14 protein-coding genes are annotated in these 17,061 nt (G+C 60.7%); 10 read left to right on the plus strand and 4 right to left on the minus strand.

Annotated elements, in window-relative coordinates; all coding sequences use genetic code 11:
* Positions 1-1,827, minus strand: coding sequence for an ABC transporter ATP-binding protein (locus ACQZ6J_RS17100; RefSeq protein WP_449084941.1), 1,827 nt, complete (start codon positions 1,825-1,827; stop codon positions 1-3).
* A 440-nt stretch (positions 1,828-2,267) separates the two neighbouring features.
* Between ACQZ6J_RS17100 and ACQZ6J_RS17105 the strand changes: the two genes are divergently transcribed.
* The 3 genes from ACQZ6J_RS17105 (at position 2,268) to ACQZ6J_RS17115 (ending at position 5,738) form a co-directional block, all read left to right on the plus strand.
* Positions 2,268-2,960 (plus strand): GntR family transcriptional regulator, encoded by a 693-nt coding sequence (locus ACQZ6J_RS17105; protein ID WP_449084942.1) that lies wholly within the window; start codon positions 2,268-2,270, stop codon positions 2,958-2,960.
* 239 nt (positions 2,961-3,199) lie between these two features.
* Positions 3,200-4,423: an MFS transporter gene (locus ACQZ6J_RS17110; protein WP_449084943.1), complete on the plus strand. Its 1,224-nt coding sequence runs from the start codon at positions 3,200-3,202 to the stop codon at positions 4,421-4,423.
* Between the two features lie 22 nt (positions 4,424-4,445).
* Positions 4,446-5,738 carry an MFS transporter gene (locus tag ACQZ6J_RS17115; RefSeq protein WP_449084969.1) on the plus strand — a complete coding sequence of 431 codons (1,293 nt, stop codon included), beginning with the start codon at positions 4,446-4,448 and terminating at the stop codon, positions 5,736-5,738.
* A 149-nt stretch (positions 5,739-5,887) separates the two neighbouring features.
* Here the strand turns inward: ACQZ6J_RS17115 and ACQZ6J_RS17120 are convergent, their stop codons facing one another.
* Complete coding sequence (locus tag ACQZ6J_RS17120) at positions 5,888-7,294, minus strand: purine-cytosine permease family protein (RefSeq protein WP_449084944.1); 1,407 nt, start codon at positions 7,292-7,294, stop codon at positions 5,888-5,890.
* 383 nt (positions 7,295-7,677) lie between these two features.
* Between ACQZ6J_RS17120 and ACQZ6J_RS17125 the strand changes: the two genes are divergently transcribed.
* Together ACQZ6J_RS17125 and ACQZ6J_RS17130 are read left to right on the plus strand one after the other, a co-directional pair.
* Positions 7,678-8,355: a FadR/GntR family transcriptional regulator gene (locus tag ACQZ6J_RS17125; RefSeq protein WP_449084970.1), complete on the plus strand. Its 678-nt coding sequence runs from the start codon at positions 7,678-7,680 to the stop codon at positions 8,353-8,355.
* Positions 8,352-9,623 (plus strand): CynX/NimT family MFS transporter, encoded by a 1,272-nt coding sequence (locus ACQZ6J_RS17130; RefSeq protein ID WP_449084945.1) that lies wholly within the window; start codon positions 8,352-8,354, stop codon positions 9,621-9,623. Before ACQZ6J_RS17125 ends, ACQZ6J_RS17130 begins: the two co-directional genes overlap by 4 nt.
* A gap of 21 nt (positions 9,624-9,644) precedes the next feature.
* Here ACQZ6J_RS17130 and ACQZ6J_RS17135 read toward each other — a convergent pair whose 3' ends face one another.
* Both ACQZ6J_RS17135 and ACQZ6J_RS17140 read right to left on the minus strand, forming a co-directional pair.
* On the minus strand, positions 9,645-10,109 hold the full coding sequence (locus ACQZ6J_RS17135) for a Ros/MucR family transcriptional regulator (protein ID WP_163985553.1): 465 nt from the start codon (positions 10,107-10,109) through the stop codon (positions 9,645-9,647).
* A gap of 339 nt (positions 10,110-10,448) precedes the next feature.
* The gene (locus ACQZ6J_RS17140) at positions 10,449-10,865 is read right to left on the minus strand and encodes an NUDIX hydrolase (RefSeq protein ID WP_449084946.1); all 417 of its coding nucleotides are present in this window, start codon (positions 10,863-10,865) and stop codon (positions 10,449-10,451) included.
* Positions 10,866-11,029: 164 nt separating this feature from the next.
* Here ACQZ6J_RS17140 and hpaR point away from each other — a divergent pair, with 164 nt between their 5' ends.
* The 5 genes from hpaR (at position 11,030) to ACQZ6J_RS17165 (ending at position 17,055) form a co-directional block, all read left to right on the plus strand.
* Positions 11,030-11,551, plus strand: coding sequence for a homoprotocatechuate degradation operon regulator HpaR (gene hpaR, locus ACQZ6J_RS17145; RefSeq protein WP_163985551.1), 522 nt, complete (start codon positions 11,030-11,032; stop codon positions 11,549-11,551).
* Between the two features lie 97 nt (positions 11,552-11,648).
* Positions 11,649-12,635: a helix-turn-helix domain-containing protein gene (locus ACQZ6J_RS17150; RefSeq protein WP_449084947.1), complete on the plus strand. Its 987-nt coding sequence runs from the start codon at positions 11,649-11,651 to the stop codon at positions 12,633-12,635.
* A gap of 102 nt (positions 12,636-12,737) precedes the next feature.
* Positions 12,738-14,144, plus strand: coding sequence for an aldehyde dehydrogenase family protein (locus ACQZ6J_RS17155; RefSeq protein ID WP_449084948.1), 1,407 nt, complete (start codon positions 12,738-12,740; stop codon positions 14,142-14,144).
* A gap of 2 nt (positions 14,145-14,146) precedes the next feature.
* Positions 14,147-15,742 carry a GMC family oxidoreductase gene (locus ACQZ6J_RS17160; protein ID WP_163985548.1) on the plus strand — a complete coding sequence of 532 codons (1,596 nt, stop codon included), beginning with the start codon at positions 14,147-14,149 and terminating at the stop codon, positions 15,740-15,742.
* Between the two features lie 59 nt (positions 15,743-15,801).
* Positions 15,802-17,055 (plus strand): ABC transporter substrate-binding protein, encoded by a 1,254-nt coding sequence (locus tag ACQZ6J_RS17165; protein WP_163985547.1) that lies wholly within the window; start codon positions 15,802-15,804, stop codon positions 17,053-17,055.
* The last annotated feature ends 6 nt before the right edge of the window (positions 17,056-17,061 follow it).

Raw genomic sequence — 17,061 nt, forward strand, 5'->3', positions numbered from 1 at the left:
TCAGGCGCTCTTGGCGATGAAGTGGCCTGAGGCGATTTCCTCGTGCGCCAGGATCGGTGGTTCGTCGCCGACGCGGCGGACGGGATTGGGAATCTCGCCTTCAAGCAGGGCGGTTCGGCGCTCCTGCGTCGGATCGGCGATCGGCACAGCCGAAAGCAGGCGTTGCGTATAGGCGTGCATCGGCGTTTCGAAGACTTGCCGCCGGCTGCCGATTTCCATGATCTGGCCGAGATAGAGGACGGCGACGCGATGGCTGATCTTCTCGACGACGGCCATGTCGTGGCTGATGAAGAGATAGGCAAGCGCGCGCTCGGCCTGCAGATCCATGAGGAGATTGATGATCTGGGCCTGGATCGACACGTCGAGCGCGGAAAGGGCCTCGTCGGCGATGATGAGCTTCGGATCGGATGCAAGCGCGCGGGCGATGCAGACGCGCTGGCGCTGGCCGCCGGAAAACTCATGCGGATACCGATCCGCATGGGCAGAGGTCAGGCCGACGCGCTCCAGAAGCTCGTCCACCCTGCGGCGAACGTTCTTCGAGCCGGAGATGAGACCGTGGGTGTTGATCGGCTCCGCAATCGAAAAGCCGACGGTCTTGCGCGGGTCGAGCGACGCGAAGGGATCCTGGAAAATATACTGCACGTCGCGCCGCAGCCGGAAGCGCTCGGCTTGCGACATGGCGGCGAAGCTCTTGCCGTTGAAGGTAATTTCGCCGGAGCGCGCCTTCTGCAATTGCTGGATGGTGCGGCCGATCGTCGATTTGCCCGAACCGGATTCGCCGACGAGAGCAAGCGTCTCGCCTGGATGAATATCGAATGCGACCTTCTGGACGGCGCTGCAGCGATGCGTGATCTGGCCGAACATGTTCTTTCTTATATCGAAGCGCACGAAGAGATCACGCACCGACAGGAGCGGCTGCTGGTCATAGCATGCGGTATTTTGTATCCGCTCTTCGCCGACAACCTTCGGCTCGCCGCTGTCCAGCACCGTCAGCGGCATGCGCTTTGGAAAATCCTGGCCGGCCATGCTGCCGAGCTTGGGCACTGCGGCGAGAAGCGCACGGGTATAGGGATGTTTCGGATCGGCGAATATCTCGCGAACCGGGCCTTCCTCGACCTTCTTGCCTTTCCACATGACCACCACGTCGTCGGCCATTTCGGCGACCACGCCCATGTCATGGGTGATGAAGATCATGCCCATGCCGAGATCCTTCTGCAGGTTCCGCATGATGTTGAGGATCTGCGCCTGGATGGTTACGTCCAGCGCCGTCGTCGGCTCGTCGGCGATCAGCAGCTTCGGCCGGCAGGCAAGCGCCATGGCGATCATGACGCGCTGGCGCATACCGCCGGAAAGCTGATGCGGGTAGCGCTTCAGGAGCGCCTCCGCATCCGGCAGGCGCACCATTTCGAGCAGGCGCCGGGCCTCCGCAATGGCTACGGATTTGCTCATGTTCTCATGGAGCAGCAGGACTTCGCAGATCTGGTCTCCGATGGTGAAGACGGGGTTGAGCGAGGTCATCGGCTCCTGGAAGATCATGGCGATCTCCTTGCCGCGGATGGAGCGCATTTCCTTCTGTGGGAGCTTGAGCAGATCCCTGCCGTTGAAAAGGATGCTGCCGGCTTCGAACCGCGCGCCCATCATATCGGCGAGACGCATGATCGAAAGCGAGGTTACCGATTTCCCCGATCCGGACTCTCCAACGACCGCGAGCGTTCGTCCGGGTTCGACCGACAAGGAAAGTCCCTCGACCACGCGGTTTTCGCCAAACCGCACGGTCAGATCCGCTACAGACAGAAGCGGTTTGTTTTCGCCTGCAGCACTCGTCATGCGTTGACCTCGGTATCGGGTAGATCGTTCATAGTATTCGAGACGGCAGCGCCGTCACGCTTTGGATTCACTAGGCGGAAGCTCTCGCCAAGGTCGTTGTCGAGATCGGATACCGGCATGCTCACGCCCACACCCGTTCACGTCTGGCAAGGTCAGGTTTTCTCCAAAACAGGCGTTTCATGAGCACCTATGTCCGTTGTTCCCATTATATTTGTTAGGGCACGAGATAGCATCAAACAACAATCTGGTCTATATTGTTCAACAATTTTCGTTTTGTCGATTAAAAATGGGAGGTGTTTGCGCAAAATCGTCCAACGGTTTTTCCGCTGGGGACATTCCGACAGCTGCGGGCAAGCATGGCATTGCTTACTTCGTTTTCAAGCAAGGCTTGATACGGGCAGACATCGGCAGACGATTGATCGCAAGTGCCGGGAGAGCAGATGAAGCAGACAAATCTCGCGAGCATCGAGCCGATGCCGGTGGCGGAAACCGGCCAGACGGTTGCCGAACTGACTGCCGCTCGTATTCGCGAGCGGGTGATCAACGGAACGCTGTCGCCGGGCAGTCATCTGTCCGAGGCTGCTCTTTGCGAGGAGCTGCAGGTCTCGCGCAATACGTTGCGCGAGGTGTTCCGGTTGCTGACGAAAGAGGGCGTCCTGCGCCATGAGGCCAATCGCGGCGTGTTCGTAACCACGCCGAGCATGACGACGATCATGGATATCTTCCATATTCGACGCCTTATCGAATGTTCGGCGCTCGCCAATGCGCATCACCGTCATCCGAGCGTTGACAAGATGCGGGCCGCTGTCGATGCTGCGGTCCGGCATCGCGATCTCGGTGAGTGGCTGGAAGTCGGCAGCGCCGATATCGCCTTTCACGCCGCTATCGTGGAACTGGCCGACAGTCCGCGGCTTTCCGCATTCTACGCGCAGATCTCCCTGGAATTGCGCCTCGTGTTCGGCCTGATACGCGATCCGGAATATCTCCACGCTCCCTATGTCGGTCAGAACGCGACCATCCTTTCGCATCTTGAGGAAGGATCTGCCACGAATGCCGCCGAAGCGCTGGAGAAATACCTGTTTCAGTCGGAACGCTTCATTCTGGCCGCCTATTCACGGGCGATGCCCGGCTGAGACCTGCCAATGTGATTGGTATGATGAATGATGTGGATAATCCGCGCCGGATAGGTCAAAGCGCGATGCAACCATTTGCGTCTCAAGCCGCTTTGACGGAAGGATATGCAGCACCCCGGACGAAGGCGTGATGTCCATCGGGCAGCCAAGATTGGCTTGGCTGCAATCGATCAGGATAGTTATGCGCTGCGCAACCGGACCACGCATTTCGATAATCGGTTAAGACGGATCATGGGGTTATGGACGCGCAATCCTTGACGACCTCCAGCAGGGCCACTGCACTCCGGCAGGTATGGGCCTCGCCACTCTATCGCGGAGCGACGCTCGCGCTATTTCTCTCCGGGCTTGCCACCTCGGCTTCGCTGCCGCAGATCGTTCTCTTCCTCGTGAAGGAGCTTGGCGCGTCCTTGCCGGTGGCGGGGCTTTATTATCTGACCGGCCTTACCGCGCCGGTCGCCGGCTATCTCGTCGGCAGCTATTCCGACAGGACCGGCCGGCGCCTCAGCCTCTTCCGGCTTTGCGCCGTTGCCGGGGCTCTCGGATGGGCGGGGATTGCCCTTTCGACCACCTCATGGATGCCGTTCGTGATCGGCACCGTCATCCTGGGTTTTTCCGGATCCGCGACGTCGCAGCTTTTCACTGCCGTTCACGACGATCTCAAAGCCCGGGGTACGGGCGCGAACGACAGCGTGGTGGCGATTATCCGCATGGCATTGACGGCTGGCTGGGTCATCGGACCGTTCCTGGGCGCCTGGTTCGCCGCTCAGATCGGCCTGCGCGCCATGTTCTGGGGAACGGCAATCTGCTTCCTTGCACAGATTATTCCGCTCGGGACCATGCGTGCCTTGACCGGCTCCAGGCAGCGAACGGACAAGCAGACCAAGGCGACCGGTCGCGTCGGCTGGTCGGCGATGCTGCCGCTATTGGCATTTACCGGGCTTTACGTCCTCGTCTATGCGGGCGAGCCGATCAAATATGGCTTCCTGCTGCTTTACATGCAGGATCAACTCAAGCTTGACCCTTCCATCCAGGGATCCGTGATCGGAACACAGCCGTTCATCGAACTCGTGCTGATGCCGTTCAGCGTCTTGCTGGCGCGGCGGATCGGGATTCTCTGGGTGATGTGCATCGCCGCGATCTGCGGCGTGATGGCCAACCTATGTTTTGCGGCATGGCCGACGGCCGCGGGCATGTTTGCCGGTCAGATCCTGATGGGTGGAGTCTGGGGGCTCTACATGGTCCTCGGCCTGATCGTCGCCCAACGGCTTCTCCCGAATGCGGTCGCGACAGCCTCGGCGATCTTCATGAGTTCTTCGGCTCTTGCCAGCGCGCTTGGCGGTGGTATCGGCGGCGTCGGTGTCGCCTATCTCGGGCTTCCGAACGTCTTCTACCTTCCGGCGCTATTCTCGCTGGCCGCGGCCTTCGGCCTCGCGGTCATGGCCCGATCGGGTATCATCAAATAGGACGTCCTTTGCCGCCTCTATTATTTCACTTTGGCAGGTTCCGGGCAGCCGCAAACCTGCTACAAGCCCTTCGCCCGGATCACGGGTGATTTCTCAGATCCTCGACCCGCCAATGACCCGCCTTCTTCCCGAAGTTTTCCGCGACCCGACCATTCGGGTGAGCATGCTTGCCATCTTTGCCTTTGGTTTTGCCGGAGCTGCGACATCGCCTTACCAGTCGGTGGTGGGCATCCGCGAACTCGGACTCAGCAACGGGCTGTATTCGACACTGATCTTCTGCGCGGCCGCGGTGAATGTCGTGGTCAGCATTCTCCTTGGAAATCTGGCGGATCGGCTCGGCAAATATCGCCCGATGATGCTGACCGTCGCCATCTTCGGCATGCTCGGCTACGGCGCCGTCTTTGCTATTCCGGCGCAGGCGACCTTCATTGTGAGCGCCTTGTTTTTTCTGCCGGTCTACGGCTCCCTCAATTCGCTGCTCTTTGCCAATGTCAGGATTGCGACGCGAGGCATGGAGCGCAACGATGTCGCCACGGTCAATTCCGGTGTCCGGGCGATGATCTCACTCTCCTGGGTTCTGGTGCCCGGGATAACCGGGGCTCTGCTTGCGAACTCCGCGAGCATGCTGCCCGCCTATCTCTTCGCCGGCCTTGCCTGCGCGGCCTGCTTCGGACTGATCGCCGTTTTTCTTCCGCGTCAGGACGGCACCGACAAGGCGGCGGCGCACCATCTTTCCTATCTGGCGGCGCTTGGCGAGGTCATGTCGCCGCCGGTCTTCGTGCGCCTGATCGCGGTCGCGCTGATCAGCAGCACGCTGCACGTCAACGGCGCCATTCTGCCGCTCATCGTCACCGGCGCGGCGCACGGGACCGTTGCCGATATCGGCATCCTCGTGGGGATCGTTGCCCTTCTCGAGGTCATCTTCATCATCGTCTGGGGGCGTGCCCAACGCATCATGACGCATGTCACGGCGCTCGCCATCGGCACGGTTATCTATGTCGTCTATCTGGTCCTGCTCGGATTGGCGTCGGCTCCCTGGCATGTCTATGCGCTGACACTTATCAGCGGAATCGGGGCAGCAGCACTCATCAGCATACCCATCACCTATCTGCAGGATCTGATTGCCGAGCGCCCGGGTCTCGGAAGCGCCCTCATCTCGGTCAATATCTTCCTGAGTGCAGGCTTGAGCGCTCTTCTCTTCGCGATCGGCACGGCGGTCAGCAGCTATTCCGGGACGGCCCTTATCGGCGCTACGGCCGGTCTGCTGGGACTTGGCTTGCTGCTCTTCTTCGAGAAGGCCAAGCGTCACAATTAGAACGGCTCCGCGCTTCATGGAATGCGGAGCCGCTCTATCTCTTTGTTTTCTACACGGTTCCTGGCGGAAATTGCTGCGCGCTTTTCCTGGAATTGCGTCAGGCGCACCGGAGGCTGCGCGATGCACCGCCGCAACCTCCGGCCTGTGGGCTAGCTTCGAGCTCTCGCGTCCAGAATCATCTCCTTCGGCGCCACCTTCGCGTTGCGTTGCAGGAGGTAGTAAACCGCGCTGGTCACGATGAGGCTGACCGCCCAGGATATGTCGGCGTCGTTGAGCATGATCGCAATCGGTCCTTCGTAGAGGGGCTGATTGAGAAGCGGAATTTGCACGACGACACCGAGGACATAGCATCCCAGCGCGGTCCAATTGTAAGCGCCGTAGCGACCATTCGGATCATAGAGGGCCGGAATATCCACCTTCTCCTTCGAGATGAGGTAGTAGTCGACGAGATTGATCGCGCTCCACGGGACGAACACGGCCAGCAGCATCAGGACGAAGTTCTTGAACGCCGAAAGAAAATCGGCGCTTGCGAGAATTGCAATCAGGACGGACAGGGCGACGAATCCGACGATGTAGACCGCCCTGGCGCCCCTGGAAATGCGGGTCTGGTTGCTGAACGAGGTAAAGGTCGTCAGGATCGCCATGAAGCCGCCATAGGCGTTCAGGCAATTGATGGTGAGCTTGCCGCAAATGATGACGACGTAGACCAGAACCGCGCCTTCGCCCGCCAGTGTTCCGAGGAAGCCAACCTGATTTGACAGGAACTTCGCGCCAAGGGCAGCGACGAGCACGCCGAATGTCATGGCAAGCTGCGAAGCGATCGCGGAGCCGAAAAGCGTATAGAAAAATGCCTTGCCATCGGGTGTCGACGACGGGAGGTAGCGGGAGTAGTCGGCAACGTAGGGCGCATAGGTCAGCTGCCATCCGGCCGAAAGCGAGACGGCCAGAAGGAAGGTCGCCACCGTCGCCGGCTTTTGGCCGAAGGCCGAGTGGATGTCATATTGGTGGAACAGCTGATAGGCGAGATAGGCAAAGCCGATGATGCTGACGACCGTGGCGATGCGGCCCATGACGTGGATGACCTTGTAGCCGACGAGCGCGATCACCGCCGTGAGCACGCCGAAGACGACCATGCCGACGGCAGGGTTGGACGAACCAAGCAGAAGGTTCATGGCCTCGCCGGCCAGCACCGTGCCTGTCGCCGCAAAGCCGAGATACATCAGAATGACCAGCAGCAGCGGAAGGGTCGCGCCCTTGACGCCGAACTGCGCCCGGCTGCTGATCATCTGGGGCAGGCCGAGGCGGGGGCCCTGCGCCGAATGAAGCGCCATGACTATGCCGCCGAGAATGTTGCCGACGGCCAGACCCACGATTGCGGTCATTGCTTCCGCTCCGAAGACAACCGCAAGCGCGCCGTCCAGAACCGCGGTGATCTGCAGGTTGGCTCCAAACCAGAGCGTAAACTGATCCCGCGGGGAACCGTGCCGCTCACTCTCCGGTACTCTGTCGATTGTTCTGCGTTCAGCAAGCCCGTCGCTTGCGTTGCTGTCGTTCATCGTGTCCTCCTCCTGGGGAAAATTCGGATACTCTCGGGGCCGCTTTATACAGGGGAAGGAGCATTTGTGTATATACATTTACTCCAGCCGGCGTTCGTCGCGGGAGGGAGCGAGGAGAGGCGGATCGCCAGCAAAGGAGGGACAAGCGCAGATTTCGAACGTTTTTCGCTGCTCCCGCGCGCCCAGTGATCGACGCGCTTCGGTGCTTTGGGGGCCATGCCAAATCCGAACTGGAACATGCGATTGAGGGCAGTGATTCCGCAAATCAGGTGCTTGATCGGCCACTTGGAAGATCCAAATCGGCATGAATGCGGACGACCATTGACGAAGGGGCATATATCCTCTAAATCGTAAAGTCATCTGATGACTTGATGAATTCGACCATGCGCGCCCTGACCAAAACCACTCTTGCGGACACCGCCGTCGAGGCAATTCGCAGCGAAATCACCGCCCGACGCTGGATTGTCGGCGAAAAGCTGCCCAACGAAGCCTCTCTGTCATCGATGCTGTCCGTCAGCCGCGGCACGATTCGGGAGGCGGTGAGGGTGCTGGTATCCCAGGGCTATCTGGAAACGCGGCAAGGGTCCGGCACCTATGTGCGCTCGGCCACGGATGTCAGCCGCCCCCTGGACATGGCGCGCCGCGCCGGATTGAGGGACCAGTTCGAGGCCCGGCTTGCCCTTGAAGTCGAGGCCGCCCGGCTCGCCGCCCTTCGCCACTCTCCGGATGTCGTTTCGCAACTGCGCGTGTTGCTGGTTTCCCGTGGCAACTATGCCGGCGGAGACAAGTCCACGTTCGTCGAGCGTGACCTCGCCTTCCACAAGGCTGTCGTCGCGGCGTCGCGGAACAGGGCAATGATCGAAATCTACGAGTTCTTCTCTCTATCGATTGCCGAAACCATCGAGGCGACGCTCGACGAGGATATTCCCGAGCCGGATATGCAGGCGCATGTCGCGATCGTCGATGCCATCGAGGCGGGCAATCCCGAAGCGGCCGATGCCGCCGTTCGCCGCTTCATGGCCCCCATTGTCGCTACTCTTGATCGGTTGCTCATGTCATGACTGTCTCTTCGCAAGATCCCGCCTCCATCGAATTGATCGATGCCGAAGCGGATGAAATTCCGACGCCGCAGGCGCAGGGAGGCAAATCCCCCATCGGCAGGTTTTTGCTGGGATTGAGCCTTGTGCTCATTTCCTTCAATCTTCGCCCCGTCTTCTCGAGCGCGTCGGCGCTTCTGCCGGAAATTCGCACTGGACTTGGCCTTTCGTCCTTCGGCGCCAGCATCCTCACGACCTTGCCTGTCGTCTGCCTGGGGCTGTTTTCGCCGCTGGCGCCAAGGCTTGCGCAGCGCATGGGAACCGAACGAGTCCTGCTCGGCATGATCTTTCTTTTGGGACTGGGCACGGCGTTGCGTGGCTTTTCCTCGGTTTCGCTGCTGTTCTTCGGGACCGCGCTGGCCGGCGCCTGCATTGCGATCGGCAACGTTTTGTTGCCCGGCGTCGTCAAGCGCGATTTTCCGGACAAGGCCGCGCTGATGACAGGTTGCTACACGATGGCGCTATGTGCCGGCGCGGCGGGTGCCGCCGGATTCACGCTTCCCATCGAGCATGCGCTCGGCGGATCGCTCGGCGGCGCACTCGCTGCCTGGGCTTTGCCGGCTTTCGTGGTCGGGCTTCTCTGGCTGCCGCAGGTGATCGGAACGCGCAGCCAGGTCCGTCGCAGCGGCTTTCGCGTCACCGGTCTCTGGACTGATCGTATCGCCTGGCAGGTGACGCTGTTCATGGGGCTGCAATCCGCGCTTGCCTACTGCGTCTTCGGCTGGCTCGTCCCCATATTGCGCGAGCGAGGACTTGATGGCGTGACGGCGGGCGCGATCGTATCGGTCTCGGTCATGGTGCAGGCAGCAGCTTGCCTCGTCGCGCCGCATATCGCCGTCAAGGGGAAGGACCAGCGCGTTATCAACGTCGCTCTCTGCGTGATCGCGGTCGTTGCTCTCCTGGGGCTGCTCTTTGCTCCCCTCTGGATGGTCTGGTTCTGGGCCGTGCTCCAGGGCATCGGTCAGGGCGGTTTGATCGCGGTCGCACTGACCGTCATCGTGCTGCGCTCGCCCGATGCGCATGTGGCTGCCCATCTCTCCGGCATGGCGCAATTCGTCGGCTACCTGCTCGCCGCGATCGGTCCGCTCGTCGTCGGCATGATCCATGGCTGGACGGGGAGCTTCGCCTGGAGTTCCGTCTTGTTCGTGCTGCTCGGTCTCGGGGCCGCGATCAACGGTTGGTTCGCCGGCCGCGCCATCACCGTCAACGCGGTGACGGTCGAAACGCCATGATCTGCCGCAGCCGGCTGCGTGTCAGCCGGCACTCCTTTTGCGGCGGGGGCGTTCAGGCTCCGGAGTAATCTCGGGCGCATTTTTCGCGTGGCCCAGAAGAGCCTTCTTGGCCAGCGTCGATCTTGTCGCCGCATAGGATGCGGAGACCATGGGATAGTCCGCGGGCAAGCCCCATTTCTTCCGATATTCTTCGGGGCTAAGACCATATTTAGTATTAAGATGCCGTTTCAGGGACTTATATTTCCCTCCGTCCTCAAGACATATCAGATATTCTTCAGTAACGGATTTCTTGATCGGCACGGCAGGCCTGAGCGATTTTTCCAGCGATGACGTCGGTTGCAAGGAGCCCGTAAGTGCCGAATGCGTTTCCATGATGAGCCTCGGCAAATCCTCGGGCGCAGTGGCATTGCGAAGAACGTAGGCAGAAACGATCTTGCTTGTGAGCTCAATGTATCTTTCGTGGCTGGCGCTGTTTTCCTTTTTCATTTCCGGCCTCATATAATGTTTTTTACTTATGTATCCAATGTGAGTTTTACTTTCAATAAAAATTGCGGAAACTTGAGATATTCTATGACATTGGTTTATGTTAATAGTAAATATGCTTTTTTAGCAGTTTAAGATTGTTGATTCTCGTTTTGTCACAATACTCGATTCCGTTTCGGCCGATCTAAGCGGATAAGCCGCTTATCTTCTCATGATGGCACGCGCGTTCGGCTGGTTCCGGGCCATTCACGGACCGTTTTGTTACTCGTAAACGGCGTATCTGCCGGGCACCGGGAAATCGGTTCCTGGTTTTGCTTGTTCGGCCGCCCGGTATCGCAATCTTCAGCCCGAGGATGGGTCCTGTCGGCGATGGTGCGGCAGGATGTGGTGTTCGGTCAGCGGCGCCATGATGATGTCTTCCGGATGCTGCGGCGACACCCAGCGAACTTCCTCGATTTCGGCTGTTGCGGTTATCCTGGCGTCGGTCACCTGCAGGCGGAATACATCCGCAACGACGAGGTGATCCGGCTCGTTGGCGGCCGGAGCCTGGAAGCGGCCGAGAAAGGCCAGATCCTCGGTCTTCGCGGTGAGCCCCAGTTCCTCGAAAAGCTCTCTGACGAGGGCTGCCTCGGCTGTCTCCTGCGGCTCCACCTTGCCTCCCGGCTGCATGAACGCAGTGGTGCCGCGCTTGCGCACGAGCAATGTATCGCCATTCGGGCGCAGCAACAGAGCTGCCGCTATGCGGATCGTCTTGGTCATCGGCAAATCCCATCGGATTCGTGGCGATGTTTCAACCGGCTTTGCACGCATTCCTATCGGAGAATGACAATCGACTTCCGTTTGGCTGTAATTCGCGCGACGCCTTGCGCTGAATGATTCTCATGTTAATCAGTGATGGCCCTAATCTGAGCGAATATGTGGAAATGCAAAACAAAACAGACAGTGACGTCAGGCAGCCAGCGGAGCCCGACGCTGCGAAAGCACAATCCAAGCGACCGCTGCGGGATCGCCGACGCTCCCTGGCGATCGGACTCCTGCGCGCCCGCGAAGCGGTCATGAGCCATTTCCGGCCGATTCTGGCGGCGCATGACGTGACCGAGCAGCAATGGCGTGTCATTCGCGTGCTTCATGAGGCGGGCAAGCTCGATGCCACGGAGCTCGCAGACAAGGCCTCCATCCTGGCGCCGAGCCTGACGCGCATGATCCGCTCGCTGGAGGAGCGCGGCTTCATCACCAAGCACAAGGACGATGCCGATGGTCGCAGAGTGCTGTTGCAGATCACCGCGGCAGGGCAGGCGATCGTCGAGGACGTCATGCCGGAGAGCCTGAAGGTCTATGCCGACATCGACACCCGCTTCGGCGTGGAGCGCGTGGAGAAGCTTCTCGACATGCTGGACGAGCTGGCCTCGCTGAAGTTGGAGAACGGGTCGATCGGCGACGAGTGAGACGGTTGCCGATTTTGTTAATGTGTTAAGTATTTGATTGACGCGCCGTGGGATCTGTAGCAGTCTTCGACAGTGCTGGCACTGTTGGGAGGCGGCGTTGGACCTGTTGCAGAACCGCAGCCTGGTTGACCGGAGTTGGGCGCCGACACCCTACGATCAATGGGTGGACGATCTTCAAAGCATTTGCGGCAATTTCAATCCGCACACCTTGCAGCGCGGCGACAGCGTCGTCGGCACGGCCAGCCGCATCGACGTCTGTGGCATGGAGTTCGCCCATGTCTCCAACGATCTCGACTACGTCCACCGCGATTGGGATGATATTCGCCGGGATGCCAACGAGCACCTGTTCCTGATCCTGCAGCTGGAAGGCGTCTGCGGCGTCGAGCATTCCGGCCAGCAGAACATCCTCGATGTCGGCGAATGCATTCTCGTCGATTCCACGCGGCCGACGACCTTCTATTTCCGTGGGCATTTCTCCAACCATCTGTCGCTGCATCTGCCACGGCAGCTGATGTATTCGAACAGCAAGGTCGATTTTGACGTCGCCCGCAAACTGGAAGCCAGCGACCCGATGGCCCTGATGCTGCGGGCGCTGATCGCCAAGATGATGACGACGCCGGAGAACGACGTCGCGTCCCCGCATCTGCGGCAGCTGATGTTCGACACGACCCGTCAGGCGTTTCTTTCGACCGGCATCCAGGCGGCAAGCCTGAATTCATTGCATGACAGCGCGAGCCGGCGCCTGCAGATGGTCGATATTCTCATCGACAAGCATCTGACCGACAGCGACCTCAGCGCCAAATGGCTGGCGACACGGCTTGGCGTCTCGATCCGCACCCTGCAGCAGGACTTCCAGGGCATGGGCATGACCTGCACCACCGTCATCCGGGACAAGCGGCTGCGCTTCGCGCGCGAAAAGATCGAGCAGCTCAAGGAGCAGCGTAACCCCACAACCATCGCCGAAGTCGCCTATTCGGCCGGGTTCAACGACATTTCCTATTTCAATCGCAGCTTCAAGGAGCTGTTCGATTGCGCGCCGAGCGAGCTGCTTCGCGCAGCCGAGTCGGGTCACAGGTTGGACTGAAGCGCAGGGTGCGCTCCAGTCCAAGACGAGGCGCGTTTCTCCCCAAGACGGATTTTGCGGCTAACGCCATAGTCCTCTCGAAAGTCACGGGAGGAGAATGTCGTGAAGCAGTATACCCTGCTTATCGGTGGCGAGCCCATTGCCACGTCCCATCATGCACCGGTTGCAAATCCCTCGAACGGCGACGTGGTCGGTCATATGCCGCTCGCCAGCGAGGCGGATCTCGATCGCGCGGTCGCCGCTGCCACGGAAGCCTTCAGGAGCTGGTCGCAGACATCGAGCGAAGAGCGGGCCAAGGCGTGCCGCGCTGTCGCGGAGAAGATCAACGAGCATGCCGAGGAGCTCGCCCAGATCCTCACCCGGGAACAGGGCAAGCCGCTCAACGGTCTTGGCTCTCGCTTCGAGATCGGCGGGGCGCTCGCCTGGACACGCCACACCGCCGAACTCGACCTGCCCGTCGAAATCCTGCAGGACGACAATGAGGGCCGCGTAGAGCTGCATCGCAAGCCGATCGGCGTCGTCGGTTCGATCACGCCCTGGAACTGGCCCGTGATGATCGCCTGCTGGCATATCGTGCCGGCGGTGCGGGCCGGCAACACCGTCGTCATCAAGCCGTCGCCCTTGACGCCGCTGTCGACCATCCGCCTCGTCGAGATCATGAACGAGGTTCTGCCGCCCGGTGTCGTCAACGTCATCACCGGGGAGAACAGCATCGGCGCGGCGCTTTCCTCTCACCCGGGCATCGCCAAGATGACCTTCACCGGCTCGACGGAAACTGGCAAGAAGGTCATGGCTTCCGCGGTCGCGACCTTGAAGCGCTTGACGCTGGAGCTTGGCGGCAACGATGCCGGCATCGTCCTGCCCGATGCCGATCCGAAAGCCATCGTCGAAGGCCTGTTCTGGGGCGCCTTCATCAATAACGGTCAGACATGCGCGGCGCTGAAGCGTCTCTATGTGCATGACAGCATCTATGAAGAGGTTTGCCGTGGCCTTGCGGACTACACGTCCAGGATCGTCGTCGGCGACGGACTGGACGAGGCAAGCATTCTCGGCCCGGTGCAGAACGAGATGCAGTTCAACAAGGTGCGCGAACTCGTAGACGATGCGCGCGCCCATGGTGGCCGCATCCTGACCGGCGGGGCGCCGATGGATCGCCCCGGCTATTTCTATCCGATCACGCTGGTTGCCGATGTCGATCATGGCGTGCGGCTGGTCGATGAGGAGCAGTTCGGTCCGGCCCTGCCGATCATTCGCTACAGCGACATCGACGAGGTGGTCGCCCGCGCCAATCAGAACCCGGCCGGCCTTGGCGGTTCCGTCTGGTCCTCCGACGCGGAAAAGGCGAAGCGCTACGCAGTGCAGCTCGAGTGCGGTTCGGTCTGGATCAACAAGCACGGCACGATCCAGCCCAACGCGCCTTTCGGTGGCGTCAAGCAGTCCGGCATTGGTGTCGAGTTCGGCGCGGAGGGGCTGAAGGAATTCACCACGATACAGACGGTGCTGAGCTGACCATGACGACTTACGATTACATCATCGTCGGTGGTGGCTCCTCGGGCTGTGTGCTGGCAAACCGGTTATCGGAAAATCCGGCGCATAAGGTGTTGCTGATCGAGTCCGGCCGGCGAGATTCCGATCCCTGGATTCACATTCCCGCGACCTTCTTCAAGGTGCTGGGCAAGGGCATCGACATCCATCCCTACGCGTCGAACCCCGACAAGGGTTTGAATGGCCGGCCGAGCATCGTGCCGCAGGGCAATGTGCTCGGCGGCGGCAGCTCCGTGAATGCGATGATCTACATTCGCGGGCATCGCAACGACTACGACACCTGGTCGCAGATGGGCTGCCAGGGCTGGTCGTACGAGGATGTGCTTCCGGCGTTCCGCTCGCTGGAAAACAACGAGCGGCTGAACGGGGAGTTTCATGGCAGGAAGGGCGGTTTGCGCGTTTCCGATCCCCGCCATCGGCATCCGCTGAGCGAAGCCTTCATCAAGGCGGCGACCGAGATCGGCATTCCTCATAATGACGATTTCAACGGCGCGGATCAGGCCGGCGTCGGCTTTTATCAGAGCACGACCTATGGCGGCCGTCGCTGGAGTTCGGCGCAGGCCTTCCTGCGCGAGGCGGAGAAGCGTCCGAACCTGACCGTACTGACGGAGCGCAAGGTCGCCCGCATCCTGTTCGAGGGACAGAGGGCCGTCGGCGTCGAGCTGCTCGACGGCACGATATTCAAGGCGTCCCGGGAGATCGCGCTCACCGCAGGCGCCATCGCAACGCCGAAGATCCTGCAACTGTCCGGTATCGGCAATGGCGAGCATCTTTCCTCGCTCGGCATCAAGGTCGTCGCCGACCTGCCTGGAGTCGGCGGCAACTATCAGGACCATCTCGAAGTGCCGGTGCAAGGCGAGACCTACGAGCCGATCTCGATCCTCGGTCATGACAAAGGTCTGCGGGCGGCCGGACACATGCTGCGATATCTGACCTCCCATCGCGGGCTTTTGTCCTCGAACGTCGTCGAATGCGGCGGCTTCGTCGACACGGCCGGCACCGGACAGCCGGACGTCCAGTTCCATGTCCTGCCCGTCCTGATCGGCTTTGTCGACCGCGACCCGGAACCCGGTCACGGTCTCAGCATCGGGCCATGCTACCTGCGGCCGCGTTCGCGCGGTTGGATAAGACTGAAGAGCGCCGATCCGAACGAGCAGACGGATTTCAACGCCAACCTGCTGTCCGATCCGGCCGATATCGAGACTTTGGCGCGCGGCGTCGAAACGGCGATCCGCATCCTCGACGCGCCGGCCCTTGCCAAGCTCGTCAAGCGGCGCGTGCTGCCGAAGCCTGGCGTCGAAAAGGATCCGGACGCCTTGCGCGATTATATCCGCCAGTCGTGCAAGACCGTGTTCCATCCTGCGGGAACGGCCCGCATGGGCCGGGCCGACGATCGCATGGCTGTCGTCGGGCCGGACTTGAAGGTGCGCGGCATAGAGGGGCTGCGCGTCTGCGACGCCTCGGTGATGCCGACCCTTGTATCGGGCAACACCAATGCCCCGACAATGATGATCGCGGCCCGGGCTGCCGCCTTCATGACAGGAAAGGCGATTTCCGGCTGAGCCGGAAGTCGATGAAGCAAAGAGCCCGTGGGGAGCGGGACAACAAACCGGAGGAGACTATGCCTATCAAACTAAGAGGGCTGGCAATCGGCCTTTTCCTGACGCTTGTTTCGGCGTTCAGCGCACATGCCGCCGCGTCCTGCGGCGACAACAGCGGCAAGCCGGCAACCGGCGAACCGATCATCATCGGCGCCATTACCGGCAAGACCGGGCCGGACGATTTTTCCAATTCCACCAAGGCGGCAAAGGCCTATTTCGATTGCCTGAACGCCAATGGCGGCATCAAGGGCCGACCGGTCAAGTATCTGGTCGAGGACGACCAGTGGAACCCGGAAATCGCCGCACAGCTCGCCGCCAAGCTCGTCAACGACGAAAAAGCCGTCCTCATGGTCGGCAATTCCAGCTATGTCGAATGCGGCGCCAACGCCGATTTCTACAAGAAGTCGGGCATTCTGGTGCTGGCGGGTGTCGGCGTGCCGCGTGAGTGCTTCTTTGCCGAAAACTACGCGCCAACCAATGCCGGGCCACGGGTCTCCATGCTGGGAGCGATGGGCTACGCGCTCGACAAGCTCAATGCCAAGTCCGTCGTCTGCATCGGCCCGAACATTCCGAATGTCGGCACATGGTCTTGCGACGGCGTGATGCTGCTCGCCAAGGAGAAGGGTTTTGCCGCACAGACGATCCTGATGGATCCGGGCTCGGCCGACGCAACGTCGATCATTCTGCAGGCCGCCGCCGCCAAGCCCGACGTGATCGTTCTCGGCATGTCGAAGGGTGTCGCGGTGCCCTTGCTGACGGCTGCCGAAGAACAGGGTCTCAACCAGACGATCACCTTCCTCAGCGCGGCCTCCGCCTATGATCTCTCTGTTCCGGCCACCATCGGCTCGGGCTGGGATGGCAAGTTCTATGTCAACATGGAATTCAACGATCTGAATGCCGAGACCCCGGACAATCAGAACTGGCTCGCCGTCATGGACCAGTACGGCCAGAAATCCGACCCGCGCGATACCTTCGCCCAGGCCGGCTACCTGGCGGCTCGCATCGCCGAGAAGGCGCTGATGACGCTCGATCCGTCCAGCATCAACCGCGAGACCGCATCCGCCGCCGTCCGTCAGATCAGGGACTTCAAGAGCGATATCTTCTGCGCGCCCTGGTACTTCGGCGATGGTCAGGCACGTCACAATGCCAATTCGACGACGCGCATGGCGGTCAGCGAAGGCGGAAAGTGGAAGGTCGTTTCCGATTGCGCACCATCGCCGGATCCCGAGCTGAAAGACATCCGCGCTTTCGAAAAGTCTGCCGGCATCAACTGAGCCCGG

It is taken from the genome of Rhizobium sp. A37_96 (assembly GCF_053521765.1).